The sequence below is a fragment of the Streptomyces sp. NBC_01808 genome, from assembly GCF_035917395.1.
Classification (GTDB): Bacteria; Actinomycetota; Actinomycetes; order Streptomycetales; family Streptomycetaceae; genus Streptomyces.
Genome location: NZ_CP109072.1, coordinates 2,177,683 through 2,194,517 on the forward strand (window position 1 = coordinate 2,177,683; position 16,835 = coordinate 2,194,517).

Below are 16,835 nucleotides of genomic sequence, written 5' to 3' on the forward strand. Positions count from 1 at the left end.
GGGGGGGGCGTCAGCCGCGCAGGTAGGCGTCGACCTCGTCCTCGATCGCCCGCGTGTAGCGCTCCAGACCCGGGGACTTGGCGGGACACGGCCGCCCGCCCTCCGGGGTCGGCGCGAGGCAGAAGTGCAACGGGTCGTCGTCGCGGTGCAGTCGGGCGGTGCCGCCGGGGCCGGTGCAGTAGCCGGCGGTGCGCTGCTCGTAGTCGTTGCACGGCAGATACTGCGTCCACTTCCCGTCGTCGTCGCGCAGTTCGCGGCCGCCGTCGGCCAGCAGGTCGCCGGAGGCGGCGGCCTGCTGGTCGTACAGGGCATTGACCTGCTCGATCCGGTCGGGGTGCAGCGCGTCGGGCGGCTGCTGCACCCAGACGATCCGGGGCCGCGGCACGTCCGCTTCGCGCGCGGCGTCGGTGATCTGCCCGGTGAGGGCGCGCAGATCGGCGGCGTAGCGCTCGTAGTACGCGGGCGTCCCCCACTCGACGCCCTCCATGCAGGGCGTGTAGCCCCAGGTGTTGCCCCAGAACTGCAGCACGATGACGCCCGGTTCGCGCTTCTTGACCAGGGCGGCGGCCTTGTCCTCGGGCGGGACGAGGGAACGTCCTGGACGGCCCTGGAGGTAGTCGCAGACGGTGACGCCGGCGACGGGCTCACTGCTGTACGAGCCGACGCGGGCGGAGCGTTCGAGCCGGCTGCCGAGGATGTCCTGGGCCTCCATGGCGAGGGAGTCGCCGAGATAGAGCACGTCCTGCGGAGCGCGCGGGGGCGCGCCGGGATCGGCCGAACCGGAGCCGGACGCGCCGGGCCCCGGGGCGGCGGGGTCGGGGGTCGTGAAACGGGAGCGGTCGGGCGCCTGGTTGCGTACCGCGCTGTCCACCGCGTCGCCGCCCCCCGAGCCGCCGTCGGAGCGCGACACCGCGCCCCAGCCGACGGCCACGGCCACCAACGCCACGGCGAGCACGGGCCCGGCCCAGCGCTTCGTCTCCATCAGGTCCTCCGGCACGCGGCGACAACTGGCCAGTAGGGTAGGGAGTCGACCGCCTCCGGGTCGAGGCCGTTCGGCCCTTTCCGGCAACGCCCGCCAGACTCAGGCCCGTACCGCCCGGCCACCGCCTCGTACGGCGCCGGCCTCGACCGTGACGTACGAGATGCCTCTGACGGTCAGGCCCATGACGGCCATGAGGGCAAGAGGCGTGCGGCGGCACGTCCGGCACCCGCCCGGCGAGGGCGACCGACGGCCCCTCGGGCGCGTCCGCGCAGCCGGGCGCGACGGTCCGGCCGGTCTCGCGGACAGCGGTCCAGTGGGGTGGAAGTGGCCGCGGACCGGGGGCGGGGGCGGGCCCGTAGCGTACGGAGACGTGGTCGGCGTACGACGCATCGCCGCAGGTCGCCGTTCCTCCCGTACGCGCACGGAGGCGGATCCGCCCCCGCGGGCCCACGGTAACGGCGGCCGCCGTCCACGTCCGAGCGGGGCCCGTCACCAGGCGATGTGCACCAGGAACCAGCCCGCGAAGCCCACCCAGGCCGCGACGAAGACCGCCTTGCCCACCGGCGTACGCACCCGGAACCACGCCCGGGTCCGCTCCGAGAGGGTGTCGCCTTTCTTCGGCGTCCACAGCGCGACGACCTCCACCACCGCGCCGAGGGCGAGCAGTCCGCCCCAGATCCAGTCGGCCCCGCTCACGCCGGCCGCCCCTCGGCGTCGGGCGGCGGTACGGCGGCCGCCGGCGCCGCGGACTGCCGCGCCGCGGACGCCCGCGCCGGGTACTCCGGCGGTCGCGCCCAGCCCAGCAGCACGCCCGCGACGATCCGCAGGGGCTTCCGGTCCCGCTTCGCCGCCCACTCCTCCAGCGCCCGGAACACCGCGTAGTACACGGCGGTGACCAGCGCGGTGACCCCGGCGGTCACGGTCGTGGAGTCGGCGTCGACGCCGAAGGCACCGGCCGCGGTCACGACCCAGCCCACGAGCAGCGGCACGAGGGTACGTAACACAGAGATGTAGAGATTCATGGTCAGATCCCCCGATCTGCGGCCACCACGGGTAAAGCGGCCTTCTCACACGGGAGATGCCCGCACAGCGGCCCCCTGAACCACAACCTGAACGTCCTCTTCCGCATCGAACTCCCCCGGTGCGGCGGCCTCTTGGGGGCACACGCGGCGAACGCGCGATTCGCCGACGGCGCTTGCGCGGTGCCCGCAACGGGGATGAGGGGAGAAACGCACGAGACGGCAAGGACAGCAAAGGACAGCGCGAGGGATTCGGCCACCGTCCCGTCCCGACCCCCACTCGAAAGGGACGAGTGATGACCATCAAGGGCATCGACGTCAGTTCGCACCAGTCAGGCAACTACTCCACGAGGGGCATGAACTTCGTCTTCGTCAAGGCGTCGGAAGGCCGCAGCTACGTCAACCCCAAGCAGGGCGACCAGGCCGCGCACGGCCGCGAGGCGGGCCTGGTGCTGGGGTTCTACCACTTCCTCTGGCCGGGCAACATCAAGGCACAGGCCCAGTACTTCGTCGACAAGGCGAAGGAGAAGCCGGGCGACATGCTCGCCTGCGACTGGGAGCACACGAGCGAGGGCACCGCGGCGAGCAACAAGGAGAAGGACGCCTTCATCAAGGAGGTGAAGCGGCTGCGCCCGCGCCACAAGGTGCTCCTCTACTGCAACCGCGACTTCTGGCTCAACCGCGACACCACCAGCTACGCCGGCGACGGCCTGTGGATCGCCCAGTACAACGGCAAGCCCGGCAAGCCGGACATCCAGGCGTCGTGGCGCTTCCACCAGTACACGTCGTCGCCGATCGACACGAACGTGGGCCGCTTCACTTCGCGTTCGGCCCTGCGCTCGTGGGCGCGGGAGCGGTTCGACGCGAAGCTCACGGCGGACGGAACGGAGGCAGGACAGCCGGCCGAGACCGCGGCCGGAGGGGGAGCCGAGGATCAGGAATGAGCGTGCGGCGAGCCTAGCCCCGGGCGGCCGCAAGGCACCCCGCCGGGTCCGCCGGGTCTCCCGGGAATAGCGCCCGGAACGAACGCCGCTTCCGGTCCGCAGAACCTGCCGTTCCGCGGGCCGGAAGCGCACGCGTCTCCGCGCACCACCGCCCGCTTCGTCCTCAGCCGTCGCTTCCCGAGTAGACACCGGGCCGACGAGCAACCCCGGACCCTTCGCGGGGCTTTGCGCATCCGTACGCCCCTCGCCTCGCTTCGACCACCACGTACCGGTCGTACGCCTTCCTGCCCTCTCCCCCGCGGCAAGCGGCCGCCGGAATCGGCCCCTCCCGCGCATCCACGCGCCAACAGGGCCTGTGAGCAGCGGCTTTAGTCCCGTCCATGGACTGCTTTGGATACTCGGCCGGGCGCGGGCACGTCATCGGGGCCATCTGTTCCAGATCCGGCTCCGGCTGTCCTTCCCGCGCGCGCACCCGGGCTGAGCACTCCCGGGAGCCGGGCGCAGCAGTCCGTCCGTACGTCTGGAAGGGAAAAGCGTGACAGGTGCGACGACACCGGCCCAGGCCGGCACCCTCCAGGTGCCCTGCTTCGCCCAGGCGACGGCCCTCAGACCGCCACGGACCTCCTCCGCGTTCAGCCGCCCGGTCTGCGGCTCGGTCCTGATATCCACCACCGGCCGCCGGCCACTGGCCGCCTGACGGCCTGGAAGCAGAGGTATCTCATGAGCGAGACCCTGCAAGAAGGACGGGCGGCGCCGCCCGGGAAGAGGCTGAGCGCCTTCGTCAGTCTGGCGAAGCTGTCGTTCTTCGACTACTACCTGTCCGCCTTCGTGGTGTGGACGATGCTGCCACCCGGGACCCGGGACGACCCGGTCACCGTGTGGACGCTTGCCGTGCTCACCCTGGGCTGGGTGGGCGTCTGTGCGGCGACCGTCGCGTTCGACGACGTCACGGGCTTCCGGGACGGCAGCGACCAGTTCAACTACGACCCCGAGCAGAAGCAGTTGCGCAGCCGCAAGCGCAAGCCGCTCCTGGACGGGCGGCTGACCGAGCGGGAGGCCGTACGGTTCGGCTACGCCGCGCTGCTCACCGGCCTCGTCTGGCTGGGTCTCGCGGTGCTGACCTCGCCGCACCGGCCGGTCTGGGCCCTGCTGCTGACCGTCTTCCTCGTCTTCATCAGCGTGCAGTACTCGTACGGCCTGCGGCTGAGCTACCGGGGCGGGCAGGAGCTGGTGCTGCTGCTGAGCACCGGTCTGGTGGTGCTGATCCCCTACGGCCTGACCCACGGGGAGCTGACCGGCATCGTGTCCCTGGAGGCGTACCTCTTCGGCCTCTGGAGCCTGCTGGTCTCTGTCTACTCCAACATCAACGACGTCGAGGGGGACCGGGCCGCGGGCCGCAGGAACCTCGCGATCATGCTCCCTCCGCCCGTGTACCGCGGGGTCATCGCCGTGCTGAGCCTGTCCGAGACCGCCGTCATCGTGCTCGCCTGCGCCCTCGGCGCCGTGCCGTGGTGGTTCGGGTTCTTCCTCGCCCCGCTGGTCGCGGTGCGCGTCGTCCAGGTGGCGACCGGCCTGGTCCGGAACGACCCTCTGAAAGCCCGGAAGCTCGGCGGTCAGGCGCATCGGCTCGGTGTGGTCCTGATCATCGTCGCCAACCTGTTCGCCGTCTGACCCACTTCGGGGAAAGCAAGGTGGATCATGAAGAAAGCACCACGTCCGAAGAACCTCGGCGGCCTGCTCGAGTCCTACGCCGGCGCGAAGACGCCGCAGTGGAGCCTCGATCGTCCCTTCGACATCGCGCCCGGCGGCGGCCGGGAGTACGACGTCTCGGGGCTGGCGCGGCTGGTGGCCGACATGTCGGGGCGGCTCCGCGAGGCGGGCCTGCGGCGCGGTGACCGGCTGGCCATCGTCAAGGAGAACCACCACGACGTCGTGCTGCTGGCGGCGGCCGCGGCCCGTATCGGCGCGCTGCCGGCGATGATCTCCACGTCCATCGCGCCCGCGACGCTCGCCACCATGATGGAGCGCTTCGACCCCCGGGTCTTCATCGCCTCGGACTCGGTGCTCGCCGCCGCGGCGGCCGCGGGCGTGACGATGACCGGCGAGAAGACCCAGGTGGTCGCGATCGAGGGCGACACCTCGCTCGCGCCGGGATCGCTCGCCCTCGCGGACCTCGCCGGTGCCGACGTGCCTCCCATGGATCTGCGCGCCGACGACGAGCCCATGATCTGCACGCACACCTCCGGCACCACCGGCGTGCCCAAGCTGGTCGCGCACTCGGCCAACACCCTGATCGGCGTCCTGACGAAGCTGGAGACGCTGCCCATACCGGGCCTCGCGGTGCGCAAGGACGACGTGTTCGCCTCGTGCATCGCCTTCGTCCACGGGCGGGCCATCACCTGGACGTACGCCCAACTGGCCAGGCCGCCCAAGAAGGTGGTCGTCCTCGGCGGCTCGGAACCGGGGCTCGTCGCCGAGACGCTGAAGGAGCACCGGCCCACGGTCCTGGAGACCTGCCCCAACCTCTACCAGCGCTGGGAGCCGCTCACCGAGAGCGACCCGGAGGCGTTCAGCCAGATCCGGGCCTACCTCAACACCTTCGACGCCATCCACCCCTCCACGGTGCGCAAGTTCATGGAGGCAACCCGCCGGAGCCGGCCCGTGTGGGGGCAGGTGTGGGGCCAGAGCGAGACGGGGCCCGTGGCCATGGCGCTCTACTCGCGGAACAAGATCCGCAAGAACGCGGGCGCGCTGAACCCGGTGACCAGCAACGTGGGCAGGCCCGTTCCGTTCGTGACCCGGATCCGGCTGGCCGACCCGGAGACCCGCAAGCCGGTGGCCCGCGGGAAGCAGGGGCTCGTCCTGGTGCGCACCAAGGGCCTGTGCCTCACCTACCTCGGCGAGGACGAGCGGCACCGGGAGAAGAAGTGGGACGGGTGGTGGAACACCGGCGACATCGGCGTGCGGTCGCGTACCGGGCTGCTGCGGATCCTCGACCGTGAAGTGGACGTCATCCCGGGGACGAGCGGCATCGAGCTGGAGAGCATCCTGCTGGAACGGCTGAAGAGGTCCACCGAGGTGATCGTGCTCGGCAACCCCGGCGGCCTGCCGGTCCCGGTGATCAGCCTGTCCGACGGCACGCTCGGCAAGGAGGAGTGGAGCGAGGCCACCGAGGGACTTCCCGAACTCGCCGAGCCGAAGATCATCGACTGGGACGAGTTCCCCCGCACCGGCACCTGGAAGGTCCGGCGGTTCGACCTGCGCCAGCAAGTGCTCGGCTCCCAGGCCACGTACGGCTCCGGCCGCTGGACCTGAGCGGACCGTCACCTCAACCGCCACCAGAGAACGGACCAGGCGATGAAGAAGATCGTCATCATGGGCCAGGGCTACGTCGGTCTCCCGCTCGCCATGCTGGCTGCAGAAGCGGGTCACACGGTCGTCGGCTTCGACGTCAGTGAGGAGCGGGTCAAGAGGTTGTGCGCCGGCGAGTCCTTCGTCGAGGACATCGCACCGGAGCGGCTGGCGAGCGCGCTGGCGTCGGGCAACTACCGGCCCACCACCGACGAGAAGCAGATCGACGGATTCGACGTCGCGGTCATCAGCGTCCCCACGCCGCTGCGGGAGGGGGCGCCCGACCTCCGGCACATCGAGTCGGCGACGGGCACGGTGGGGCGTTTCCTGCGCCGGGGCGCCACCGTCGTGCTGGAGTCCACCACGTACCCGGGGACCACCGAGGAACTGGTCGCCCCCATCCTCGAAGAGAGTTCGGGGCTGACCGCGGGCGAGGACTTCCAGCTCGGCTACAGCCCGGAGCGGATCGACCCGGGCAACCGCACCTGGACCCTGGACCGTACGCCCAAGGTCGTCTCCGGAGTGAACGAGAAGTCGCTGGCGGCCGTCGACGACTTCTACGGCGGGCTCATCGAGAACACCGTCCCGGTCGGCTCCACCCGGGTCGCCGAGCTGACCAAGCTGGTGGAGAACACCTTCCGCCACGTCAACATCGCCCTGGTGAACGAGCTGGCGATCTACGCGCGGGAACTCGGGATCGACGTGTGGGAGGCCATCGACACGGCCTCGACCAAGCCCTTCGGCTTCATGCGGTTCACCCCGGGTCCCGGAGTCGGCGGCCACTGCCTGCCGGTGGACCCGGTCTATCTGTCCTGGCGTGTGAACAGGGCCCTGGGGCAGCGCTTCCGCTTCGTGGAGCTGGCCAACGACGTCAACGACCACATGCCCGGCTACGTGGTCCAGCGGCTGATCTCCGCGCTCAACGAGCGGCGGATGTCGGTCAACGGCGCCCGGGTCCTGGTGCTGGGACTCGCGTACAAGCCGGACACGGGCGACGCCCGGGAGTCGCCGGCGGTGCGGGTCATCGAGGCCATGCTGCGGATGGGCGCGAAGGTGCGCGCGGTGGATCCGCACGTGGTCGAGCCGATCACCATCGACGACCGGGTGATGCGGGCCGAGCTGGTCCCCGAGGAGATCGAGCAGGCCGACGCCGTGCTGCTGATCACCGATCACTCCTCGTTCGACTACGAACTGGTCGTCGAGCACGCCCCGTACGTCCTGGACTGCCGTCGCCGGCTGCCCGCGGGCCCGACGGTGGAGCACCTGTGAGCGGGCCGCCGCAGCGCATCCTGGTCACCGGCGCGACCGGCTTCATCGGCGGCGCGGTGACCCGAGCGCTGCTCGCGGCGGGCCGCGAGGTGACCGCGCTGGTACGCGACACGTCCCGGGCCGAAGGACTCGCCGAGGCCGGCGCCCGGCTGCACACCGGCGACATGCTGCGCCCGGAGACGTACGTGCCGCTGGTGGACGAGGTGGACGCCGTGGTGCACGCGGCCCAGCTCCGCGTCGGCGGACGGATGTCGAAGGCCGCGCTCGGCCGGATGCGCGAGGCGGACCGGGTGATGTCCGACGCCCTTGCCCGGGCCTGCCTGGAGGCCGGCAACCGGCTGCTCTACGCTGCCGGAACGTTTGTGTACGGGGACCACGGCGCCGAGTGGATCGACGAGTCCACCCCGCACACCCCCGCCCCGCTGGGAGCCGGCCACGCGGACGGCGCCGCCCGGCTGCGCGCCCTGACGGCGCGGGGCCTGGACTCCGTGGTGCTCTACGCCGGCTTCGTCTACGGTCCCGGCGGCAACTTCAAGGCCGCGTTCTACGACCAGGGGCGCGCCGGCCGGCTGCGCCACCCCGGCGACGGCCGGAACCACTGGAGTTGCGTCCACCTGTCCGACCTGGCCGCCGGCTACCTGGCCGCGCTGGACCGGGCGCCGGCCGGCAGCGGCTACAACCTGGTCGACGACGAACCGCTGCCGCTCGCCGAGTTCACCCGCACCATCGCCCGCGAGATGGGCGTGTCACGGGTGTCGCGGGTGCCGGGGTTCGCCGCCTCCCTGGCGCTGGGCCGCCCGGTGGCCGCCTCGCTCATGACGTCGTACCGCGTGTCCAACCGCCGCGCACGCGCGGACCTCGGCTGGGCGCCGGCCCACCCCACCGTGGCCGAGGGCCTGCCAGGAACCCTGGAGGCCCTCGCGGCCGGCGCGGCCGCACTACCACGACCCGGCTCCTCCACGAAGCAGCGCGGAAGGTGAGGCAGATGAGTAGGGACCTGAGCGGTACTCGGGACGGTGCGGGCCACGCCATCGTGATCGGCTCCAGCCTCGCCGGGCTCACCGCCGCCGCCGTACTGGCCCGTCACATGGAGCGGGTCACCGTGATCGAGCGGGACCGGCTGCCGAGCGACGCGCAGTGGCGTCCGGGAGTCGCGCAGTCGCGGCACGCGCACAACCTCATGGCCGCCGGGCACCAGGGCCTGGGCCAGCTGTTCCCCGGGATCCAGCAGGAACTCCTCGACGCGCAGATGGTGTCGGTCCGGGTGCCCGAGGACATGCTCATGCTCGCCCCGGGCGGCTGGATACCCCGGTTCGAGACCGGCATGACGATGATGACGGGCACCCGCGACATCGTCGACGCGGTCGTCCGGGACCGGCTGCGGGCGGAGCCGAAGGTGACCTTCCTCCAGGAGCACGAGGTGGTCGGGCTGCAGGGCGGCCCCGGCGACTCGGTCACCGGTGTCCGCGTACGCGCCAAGGACAAGGACGCCAAGGGCGGCTGGGGCGAACCGGAGCCGATGGCCGCGGAGTTCGTCGTCGACGCGGCCGGACGCAAGTCCCGCGCACCGCAGTGGCTCGGCGAACTGGGCTACGACAAGCCCGCCGAGAGCGTCGTGGACGCCAAGACCGCCTACGGCACCACCGTCTACGAGCCCCCCGCAGGACACACCGCCGACTGGAAGTGCATCCTGCTGCTGGCCACCCCCGAGAACCCCCGCCAGGGCATCCTCAACCCCATCGAGGACGGGCGCTGGATGGTCTCGGTCTCCGCCAGCGGCGGCAACCGCCCGCCCACGGACCACGAGGGGATGCTGGAGGGCGCCAAGTCGCTGCGCCACCCCGTGGTGTACGAGGCCATCAAGGACGCGACCCCCGTCGGCCCGGTGTACGGCTCGGGCCGCACCGAGAACCGCTGGCGCCACTTCGAGAAGCTGCGCCGCTGGCCCGACCGGTTCCTGGTCATCGGCGACGCGCTCGCGGCCTTCAACCCCTCGTACGGGCAGGGGATGTCCGTCGCCGTGCAGAGCGCGCTGCTCCTCGACAGGATGCTGGAAAGCCGCGGGACGGCCGGGGGCGGCACCCAGCGGCTCCGCCGCGCCCTGGCCAAGCAGGTCGCCGTCGCCTGGCAGTTGGCCACCGCCATCGACCTGCACTACCCCTGGGCCGCCGAAGCGAGCCCGCCCGATCTGCCGACCCGGCTCGGCATGCGCTACGTCGACCGCGTCGGCGCCGCCGCACCGACCGACCACGACGCGGCCCGGGTGGTGCTGGAGCTGGCCCAGCTCCTGGCCGCACCGACCGCGGTGTTCCGGCCGCGCGTGCTCAGGTCGGCGCTGCGCGGGCCCCGCGGGCCCGTGTCCACCGACCCCCCGCGCGCGCCGCACGGCGCCGGGCCCGCCCGGCAGAGCGACCGCTCCGCCGCGGACGCCCCGACCACTTCCCGCGCGTCCCGCGCGCCCGGTGCAGCGGCACCGCGGCCCGCGGACGAGGCGGACGAGACCGCTCCAGGAGCGGACGACCGGGCGATCTCTTCGCCCTCCCACCGGAAAACTAGGAGTAGCTGATGTCGACTCAGTCCACAGACAAGGCGCCGGATAAGACGTCGGGTGAGGCATCGGAAACCGGCCACATTACCGAGGACCTGACGTTCCGTATCCGCACAAACGCCGACCCCGAGAACGAATGGGTCCTGAGCGCTCAGCTCGTCATACCCGAGGGCGGCGCCGACATCGTCCAGGTGCTGCTGCCCGGTCTCACCTACGACAGGCGCTACTGGCAGGTGCCGGGCGAGTACGACTACTGTGACCATATGCTCCGAGCCGGATACGCGGTGTTGCTGCTGGACCGGGTGGGAACGGGAGCGAGCAGCAGGCCCCCGGCAGCACAACTCCACGCGGACAGTCACGTCGAGACCATCCATCACGTGATGCAGCAGCTCCGTTCCGGCACCCCGGCCGGGCACTCCTTCAGCAAGATCGTCTCGGTCGGGCACTCCTACGGCGCGGGCATCGCCGTCATGGAGGCCGCCGCACACGCCGACATCGACGCGCTCGTGGTCACCGGCATGCTGCACACGACCTCGCCGCTCTACGACGAGGTGATCAACTTCTTCCACCCGGGCTCCCAGGACCCGGTCCTGAACGACGCCTCCCTTCCGCAGTGGTACATGACCCAACGCCCCGGTCTGCGCGCCCGGATGCTGGAGCATGCCGACGGCATGGACCCCGATCTCTCCGCCCATAACGAAAAGATCAAGTCCACTGCCACCATCGGCGAGGGTGAGAGCCTGCCAAAGACCTATCTGCCCGAGCATTCCCGTGCGGTCAAGGTCCCGGTCCTGTTGGTGGTGGGAGAGCATGACGCCTTGTTCAGCAGTGCGGACGTGGACTTCGCGGCAACAGGCGAAGCCGTACTCGCTTTTGAAGCGGACTTCTACGCGCCGGAGTCGGAGCTTGAGGCACACGTCATCCCGGGCGCGGGTCATTCATTGAACGTTCACCGGAATGCCACCGACAGCTACGCCATCGTCCGGGACTGGGTGGACCGGAAGCTCTCCGGGTAGTTCCCGTGGCGGAGTTGATGATGCGAAAGGTAAGCGATGTTTGATCGACTGACGCGCATGGCGCTCACGTCACCGAAGAAGGTGGTGGGACTGACCTTACTGGTCGTCTTCCTCTTCGGTGGGGCTTCGGCGGGGTTGCAGGACCGGCTGACCATGGGCGGGTACGAGTCCACGGGCACCGAGTCGTACAAGGCGGCCCAGGAACTGGAGAAGACGTTCGAGCAGGGGGAGCCCAACCTCGCGCTCGTCGTCGAGGACGCCCGTGGCGTGGACGACCCGGAGGTGGCGGCGGCCGGCGGCCGGCTCACCGAGAAGCTGGCGGACGAGGCGGACGTCACCAACGTGGTGTCCTACTGGTCTTCTGACCAGGCCCCCGCGCTGCGCGGGGAGTCGGGCGAACAGGCCCTCGTCCTCGGTCGGATCACCGGTGACTTCGACGACGTCATCGACCGGGTGGAGAAGCTGGACGAGGACTACACCGGCAAGGTGGACGGCCTTGAGGTGACCACCGGCGGCTCCGCCATGATGTGGCTGGAGAACACCACCAAGGCCGCCGAGGACGCGACCAAGGCCGAGTTCATGGTCTTCCCGCTCGTCCTGCTCGTTCTCATCATCATCTTCGGCGGCGTCGTGGCCGCTCTGCTGCCGCTCTCCGTGGCGATATGCGCGATGCTGACGTCGATGGGTGTCCTCTTCGGCATCACGTTCGCCACCGACACCTCCAACGTGGTGGTCAACACGACCACGTTCCTGGGCATCGGCCTGGGCATCGACTACAGCCTGCTCTTCGTCACCCGGTACCGCGAGGAGCTGCGCCGGGGCAAGGAGATCCCGGAGGCGATCAGCACCACCCTGCACACCGCAGGACGGACGGTGCTGTTCTCGGCGTTCACCGTCGCCGCCGCCTTCCTGGGGCTGCTGGTGCTGCCGTTCACCATGATGCGGTCGCTGGCCATCGGCTGCATCGTCACCTCGCTGCTGGCCGCGTTCCTCACGGTCGTGCTCCTGCCGGGGCTGCTGAAGTGGCTCGGCCCGCGGATCGAGAAGTGGCGTCTGATCCGGCGCAAGGCCGACCCGTCCGAGGACGGCGGCGGTTCCTGGCACAAGCTGGCGACCGGCGTGATGCGCCGCCCCATCGCGGTGACCGTGCTGGTCCTCGCCATCGTCATCCCCCTCGGCCTGCCCGCCCTCAACATGAACCTGCGGCTGCCGGACGAGAGCGTGCTCGCCACGGACGCCCAGTCCGCCGAGGTCGCCTCGGTGCTGCGCGAGGACTTCGACTCCCGCGAGCAGCAGCCGGTCCAGATCGTCGCGACGAACACGGGCGCACCGGACCAGCAGACCGGGGAGATCGACGACTACGCCAAGCGGCTGTCCCAACTGCCCGGCGCCACCCGGGTGGACACCCTCACCGGCACGTACGAGGACGGGCAGCTCGCCGCCGAACCGGGCCCTGCTTCGGCCCGCTTCGCCGTGGACGACGGCGTGTACTTCTCGATGATCCCCGCCGCGGACCCGTACTCGGACGCCGGCTCCGACCTGGTCGAGGACGTCCGGGCGGAGAAGGCGCCGTTCGACGTGCAGGTCGGCGGGCAGGCGGCCGTGAGCACGGACACCTTCGACACGCTGGTGGACCGGCTGCCGATCGCCGGCGCCATCCTCTTCGTGATCATGTTCATCCTGCTGTTCCTGCTGACCGGGAGCATCCTGCTGCCGCTCAAGGCGATGGTGCTCACCGCGCTCAGCCTCACCGCCACCTTCGGCGCGCTGGTGTTCATCTTCCAGGACGGCAACCTGATGTGGCTGGTCGGCGACTTCGTCGAAACCGGCGGCATCACCTGGACGGCGCCGATCATGATCTTCGCCATGGCCTTCGCCTTGTCCATGGACTACGAAGTCTTCATGATCTCCCGCATCAAGGAGGAGTACGACCGCACCGGTGACAACGAACTGGCGGTCGCCTCAGGCCTGGAGCGGGTCGGCAAGGTGGTGACCTACGCCGCGCTGCTGCTCTCGCTGGTCTTCCTGGTCCTGCTCACCTCGGGCATCAGCTACATGAAGGCCATCGGCATCGGCATGGCGCTGGCGATCGTCATGGACGCCACGCTCATCCGGGGCGGCCTGCTGCCCGCGTTCATGAAGCTCATGGGCAGCGCCAACTGGTGGGCACCCAAGCCCCTCAAGGCGCTGCACACCCGCTTCGGCATCAGGGAGGGGGAGGAGATGACCCCGGCGCCGGCCGCCACCGGCACCGACACCGACGCCTCCTTGGCCGCGCAGAAGCAGTAGCACCACCTCGTACGGCCGCTCACCGCGCCGCCCGGCTCCCTGGGGAACCGCGGTGCCCGGCGGCGCGGGTGGGGCGCCGTACGCCCCACCCGCGCCGCCGCCCCGGCACCTCGTGCCGGCACATGCCCACGTTTCCTCTACGAAGCGGGATTCCGCGATGCCAAAGAACCCACGTCCCAAGAACATCGGGCTGCTCTTCGAGCACTACGCCGGAGCCAAGGCGCCGGAGTGGCACCTGGACATACCGTTCTCCATCGCGCCGGACACCAGGACCCACGACGCCACGTCGCTGGCGAACCTGGTGGCCGACATGTCGGGACGACTGAAGGCGGCCGGACTGCGTCGCGGTGACCGGGTCGCCCTCGTCAAGAACAACCACCTCGACACCATCGTCCTGGCCGCCGCGGTGGCCAGGATCGGCGCCCTGCCTGCCATGATCACCTCGACGTTCGACTCGGAGACGCTCGCCCGGATGATGCCGCGGCTCGAACCGAAGCTGCTGGTCGCCTCCGATGAGGTGCTCCGCGCCGCGGACCGGGCGGGCATCAAGCTGGTGGACAAATCCACCCGCATGGTCTGCGTCGACGGTGCGCCGGACAGCCCGTCCGGAGTGACGCCGCTGGCCGAGTTCGCCGGTGCGGACGTCCCGCAGCCGGACATCGTGGACAACAGCGAGCCGATGCTGTGCACGCACACCTCCGGGACCACCGGCGTCCCCAAGTTCGTCGCGCACTCCGCGAACACGCTCCTCGGGGTGCTCTCCAAGCTGGAGACGCTGCGCATCCCCTTCCTCTCCACGCGCCCCGACGACACCATCGCCTCGTGCATCGCCTTCGTGCACTCGCGCGCGGTCACCTGGACCTTCGCCCAGTTCGCGCTGCCGCCCGCGAAGGCCGTGGTGCTGAGCCAGGCGGACCCCTCGACGGTCGTGGAGACGCTGAGCAAGCACCGTCCGACGACGCTGGAAGCGTGCCCCAACATCTACCAGTTGTGGGAGCACCTGATCCGGACGAACCCCGAGCTGTTCACGAACATACGGGCGTACCTCAGCACCTTCGACGCCATCCACCCCAGCACCGTCCGCGCCTTCATGGCGGCCACCAAGCGCCGCGGCGCGGTGTGGGGGCAGAGCTGGGGCCAGAGTGAGATCGGGCCCGCGACCCTGGCCGTCTACCCGAAGCGCAAGGTGATGCGCTCCGAGGGCAGCCGCGGCGGGCCGATCACCAACAACGTCGGCCGCCCCATCCCCTTCGTCACCCGCATCCGGGTCGTCGACCCCGAGACGCGCAAGCCCAAGCGGCGCGGCCAGCGGGGGCTCGTACTCATCCGCACCAAGGGCCGCTGCCTCACCTACCTCGGCGAGCCCGAGCGGCACCGGGAGAAGGACTGGGACGGCTGGTGGAACACCGGGGACATCGGCGTCCACACCCGGACCGGCAGCCTGGAGATCCTCGACCGGGAGGTCGACAGCATCCCCGGCATGAGCAGCCTCGAACTGGAGAGCCTGCTGATCGAGCGCCTCGACGCGGTCACCGAGGCCATCGTCCTGGGCAACCCGAACGGGCTGCCCCTCCCCGTGGTCAGCACCTACGACGGCTCCCCCCTCGACCCGCAGGAGTGGCGGCGGGCCACCGCGGACCTGCCCGAGCTCGACGAACCGCGGGTCATCCCGTGGGAGGACTTCCCCAGGACCGGGACCTGGAAGGTCCGCCGGCCCCAACTGCGCAACCGGATGCTCAACAGCGAGGAGACCTTCGGCAGCGGCCGCTGGACCTGAGACGACGGCCCGGAGCCGAGGGAGACAGGCCGTCTTTCCGTCATGAGGCGTGCCCACAGGTCGGCAGAAACCTGAACTCGGAACGCAGGGGAGAGAATCGGATGACTGACATATCCACCGGAGCGAGGGGCGGGCGCGCCATCGTCATCGGCGGAGGGCTGACCGGCATGCTCGCCGCGTGGGCCCTTGCCGAGGTGATGGACGAAGTCACCGTGCTGGAACGTGACCGGGAGCCCACCGGTCCCGAGTTCCGGCCCGGCGTGCCCCAGGGCCGGCACGCGCACGCCTTCATGGAGGGCGGCCAGCGGGCTCTCGAAGAGCTGCTTCCCGGCATCATCGACGAACTCGTCGAGGCGGGCGCGACCCGTACGAAGCTGCCCGCCGAACTGCTCTGGCTGGACTACGCCGGCTGGAACGACCGCGGCACCGCCATCCGCGGGAGCGCGGGCTCCTTCCTCACCTGCACCCGGCCGATGCTCGACTGGATCGTGCGCTCGCGGGTCCTCAAGAGCCCGCGCATCACGATCCGCCACGGCATAACGGTCTCCGCGCTGCTCTGCTCCCAGGACGCGGTGCGCGGCGTCGTCGCGGCGGAGAAGGGCGGCGAGCCGGAGGAGTTGACGGCTCCCCTGGTGGTCGACGCGAGCGGGCGCGGTTCGAACGCGCCGCGCTGGCTCCGCGACCTGGGCTATCCGGAGCCGAAGGAAGAGCTGATCGACTCCGGGATGGCGTACGCCTCGCGACTCCTGCACCGTACGCCGGAGTCGGAGAAGGAGTCGTTCAATGTCGTGATGATCCAGCCGGTTCTCTCCACCCCGCGCTTCGGGCTCCTCATACCGGTGGAGGACAACCGCTGGCTGGTCGCCCTCGGCGGGCTGCGCGGCTACGAGCCGCCGGTCGAGTCCGACGCCTGGACGCAGTTCGCGAAGGAACTGCGCAGCCCCATGATCCACAAGATGATCGAGAACGCGGAGCCCGCCACCAACGTGTTCGGCTTCCGCAACACGCAGAACCGGCGGCGCTACTACGAGAAGCTCAGCCGGCGCCCGGACGGCTTCCTGGTGCTCGGCGACGCCGCGTGCACCTTCAACCCGGTCTACGGGCAGGGCATGTCGGTGGCCTGCTTCGAGGGGCTCGCGCTGCGCAAGCTGCTGGCCAAGCACGGTGCGGGGAAGGGGATGACCCGCAAGGCGCAGAAGATGGTCGCGCGTACGATCCGCAACCCCTGGACCATGGCGACGAGCGAGGACCGCCGCTACCCGACGACGGTCGGCGGCGGCCGCCCCAACGCCCTGGAGCGGATGCTCGACTGGTACGTCAAGCGCGTCAGCGCGGAGGCGCTGGTGAACCCGGTGGCGGGCAAGGCGTTCTTCAGCGTGGTGATGCTGCTCGAACCGCCGGCCCACCTCTTCCGCCCCGGGGTGGTGCTGGCGGCCCTCCGGCGCCGCGGCGCCTCGATCACGGTGCCGGAACCCGTACTCGCGGGGGCGCAGACCGACGACGACGCCCCGGGCATCACCAGCGGCAACCGCTGAGCCCGGCGGGCACGGCGCCGGGCCGCCGGCGCCGTGCACCCGCCGCGCGCGGGGATGCCAGCGCCCCGTAGCCAAACGGCAGATCCTTGCCATACCTGGATCGCT

At 70.7% G+C, this 16,835-nt stretch carries 14 protein-coding genes; 11 read left to right on the plus strand and 3 right to left on the minus strand.

Annotation, left to right across the window (positions count from 1 at the left end; translation table 11 throughout):
• Window positions 1–10 precede the first annotated feature (10 nt).
• The 3 genes from OG946_RS09210 to OG946_RS09220 all read right to left on the minus strand — a co-directional run bounded on the left by OG946_RS09210 (window position 11) and on the right by OG946_RS09220 (window position 2,004).
• Entirely contained in the window at window positions 11–982 is a 972-nt protein-coding gene (locus tag OG946_RS09210) for a hypothetical protein (RefSeq protein ID WP_326795644.1), read from the minus strand.
• A 489-nt stretch (window positions 983–1,471) separates the two neighbouring features.
• The gene (locus OG946_RS09215) at window positions 1,472–1,678 is read right to left on the minus strand and encodes a hypothetical protein (protein WP_326795645.1); all 207 of its coding nucleotides are present in this window, start codon (window positions 1,676–1,678) and stop codon (window positions 1,472–1,474) included.
• Complete coding sequence (locus tag OG946_RS09220) at window positions 1,675–2,004, minus strand: hypothetical protein (RefSeq protein WP_326795646.1); 330 nt, start codon at window positions 2,002–2,004, stop codon at window positions 1,675–1,677. Before OG946_RS09220 ends, OG946_RS09215 begins: the two co-directional genes overlap by 4 nt.
• A 293-nt stretch (window positions 2,005–2,297) precedes the next feature.
• Between OG946_RS09220 and OG946_RS09225 the strand changes: the two genes are divergently transcribed.
• From OG946_RS09225 to OG946_RS09275, 11 genes are all read left to right on the plus strand, one after another.
• The gene (locus tag OG946_RS09225; protein ID WP_326795647.1) at window positions 2,298–2,945 is read left to right on the plus strand and encodes a GH25 family lysozyme; all 648 of its coding nucleotides are present in this window, start codon (window positions 2,298–2,300) and stop codon (window positions 2,943–2,945) included.
• Window positions 2,946–3,480: 535 nt separating this feature from the next.
• Window positions 3,481–3,642, plus strand: a complete 162-nt coding sequence (locus OG946_RS09230; protein ID WP_326795648.1) for a hypothetical protein — start codon at window positions 3,481–3,483, stop codon at window positions 3,640–3,642.
• 23 nt (window positions 3,643–3,665) lie between these two features.
• Window positions 3,666–4,616 carry a UbiA family prenyltransferase gene (locus OG946_RS09235; RefSeq protein WP_326795649.1) on the plus strand — a complete coding sequence of 317 codons (951 nt, stop codon included), beginning with the start codon at window positions 3,666–3,668 and terminating at the stop codon, window positions 4,614–4,616.
• A gap of 27 nt (window positions 4,617–4,643) precedes the next feature.
• A complete protein-coding gene (locus OG946_RS09240; RefSeq protein ID WP_326795650.1) occupies window positions 4,644–6,260 on the plus strand; it encodes a class I adenylate-forming enzyme family protein in 1,617 nt (538 codons plus the stop codon).
• A 42-nt stretch (window positions 6,261–6,302) separates the two neighbouring features.
• Window positions 6,303–7,565 (plus strand): nucleotide sugar dehydrogenase, encoded by a 1,263-nt coding sequence (locus OG946_RS09245; RefSeq protein WP_326795651.1) that lies wholly within the window; start codon window positions 6,303–6,305, stop codon window positions 7,563–7,565.
• Entirely contained in the window at window positions 7,562–8,545 is a 984-nt protein-coding gene (locus OG946_RS09250) for an NAD-dependent epimerase/dehydratase family protein (protein WP_326795652.1), read from the plus strand. The genes OG946_RS09245 and OG946_RS09250 overlap by 4 nt, the downstream gene beginning before the upstream one ends.
• Window positions 8,546–8,550: 5 nt before the next feature.
• On the plus strand, window positions 8,551–10,131 hold the full coding sequence (locus OG946_RS09255) for an FAD-dependent oxidoreductase (RefSeq protein WP_326795653.1): 1,581 nt from the start codon (window positions 8,551–8,553) through the stop codon (window positions 10,129–10,131).
• Window positions 10,131–11,129, plus strand: coding sequence for an alpha/beta hydrolase (locus OG946_RS09260; RefSeq protein WP_326795654.1), 999 nt, complete (start codon window positions 10,131–10,133; stop codon window positions 11,127–11,129). Before OG946_RS09255 ends, OG946_RS09260 begins: the two co-directional genes overlap by 1 nt.
• 57 nt (window positions 11,130–11,186) lie before the next feature.
• Window positions 11,187–13,418: an MMPL family transporter gene (locus OG946_RS09265; RefSeq protein WP_326795655.1), complete on the plus strand. Its 2,232-nt coding sequence runs from the start codon at window positions 11,187–11,189 to the stop codon at window positions 13,416–13,418.
• A gap of 157 nt (window positions 13,419–13,575) precedes the next feature.
• Window positions 13,576–15,195: a class I adenylate-forming enzyme family protein gene (locus tag OG946_RS09270; RefSeq protein ID WP_326795656.1), complete on the plus strand. Its 1,620-nt coding sequence runs from the start codon at window positions 13,576–13,578 to the stop codon at window positions 15,193–15,195.
• 101 nt (window positions 15,196–15,296) lie between these two features.
• Window positions 15,297–16,730, plus strand: a complete 1,434-nt coding sequence (locus OG946_RS09275; RefSeq protein WP_326795657.1) for an NAD(P)/FAD-dependent oxidoreductase — start codon at window positions 15,297–15,299, stop codon at window positions 16,728–16,730.
• Window positions 16,731–16,835: the final 105 nt, after the last annotated feature.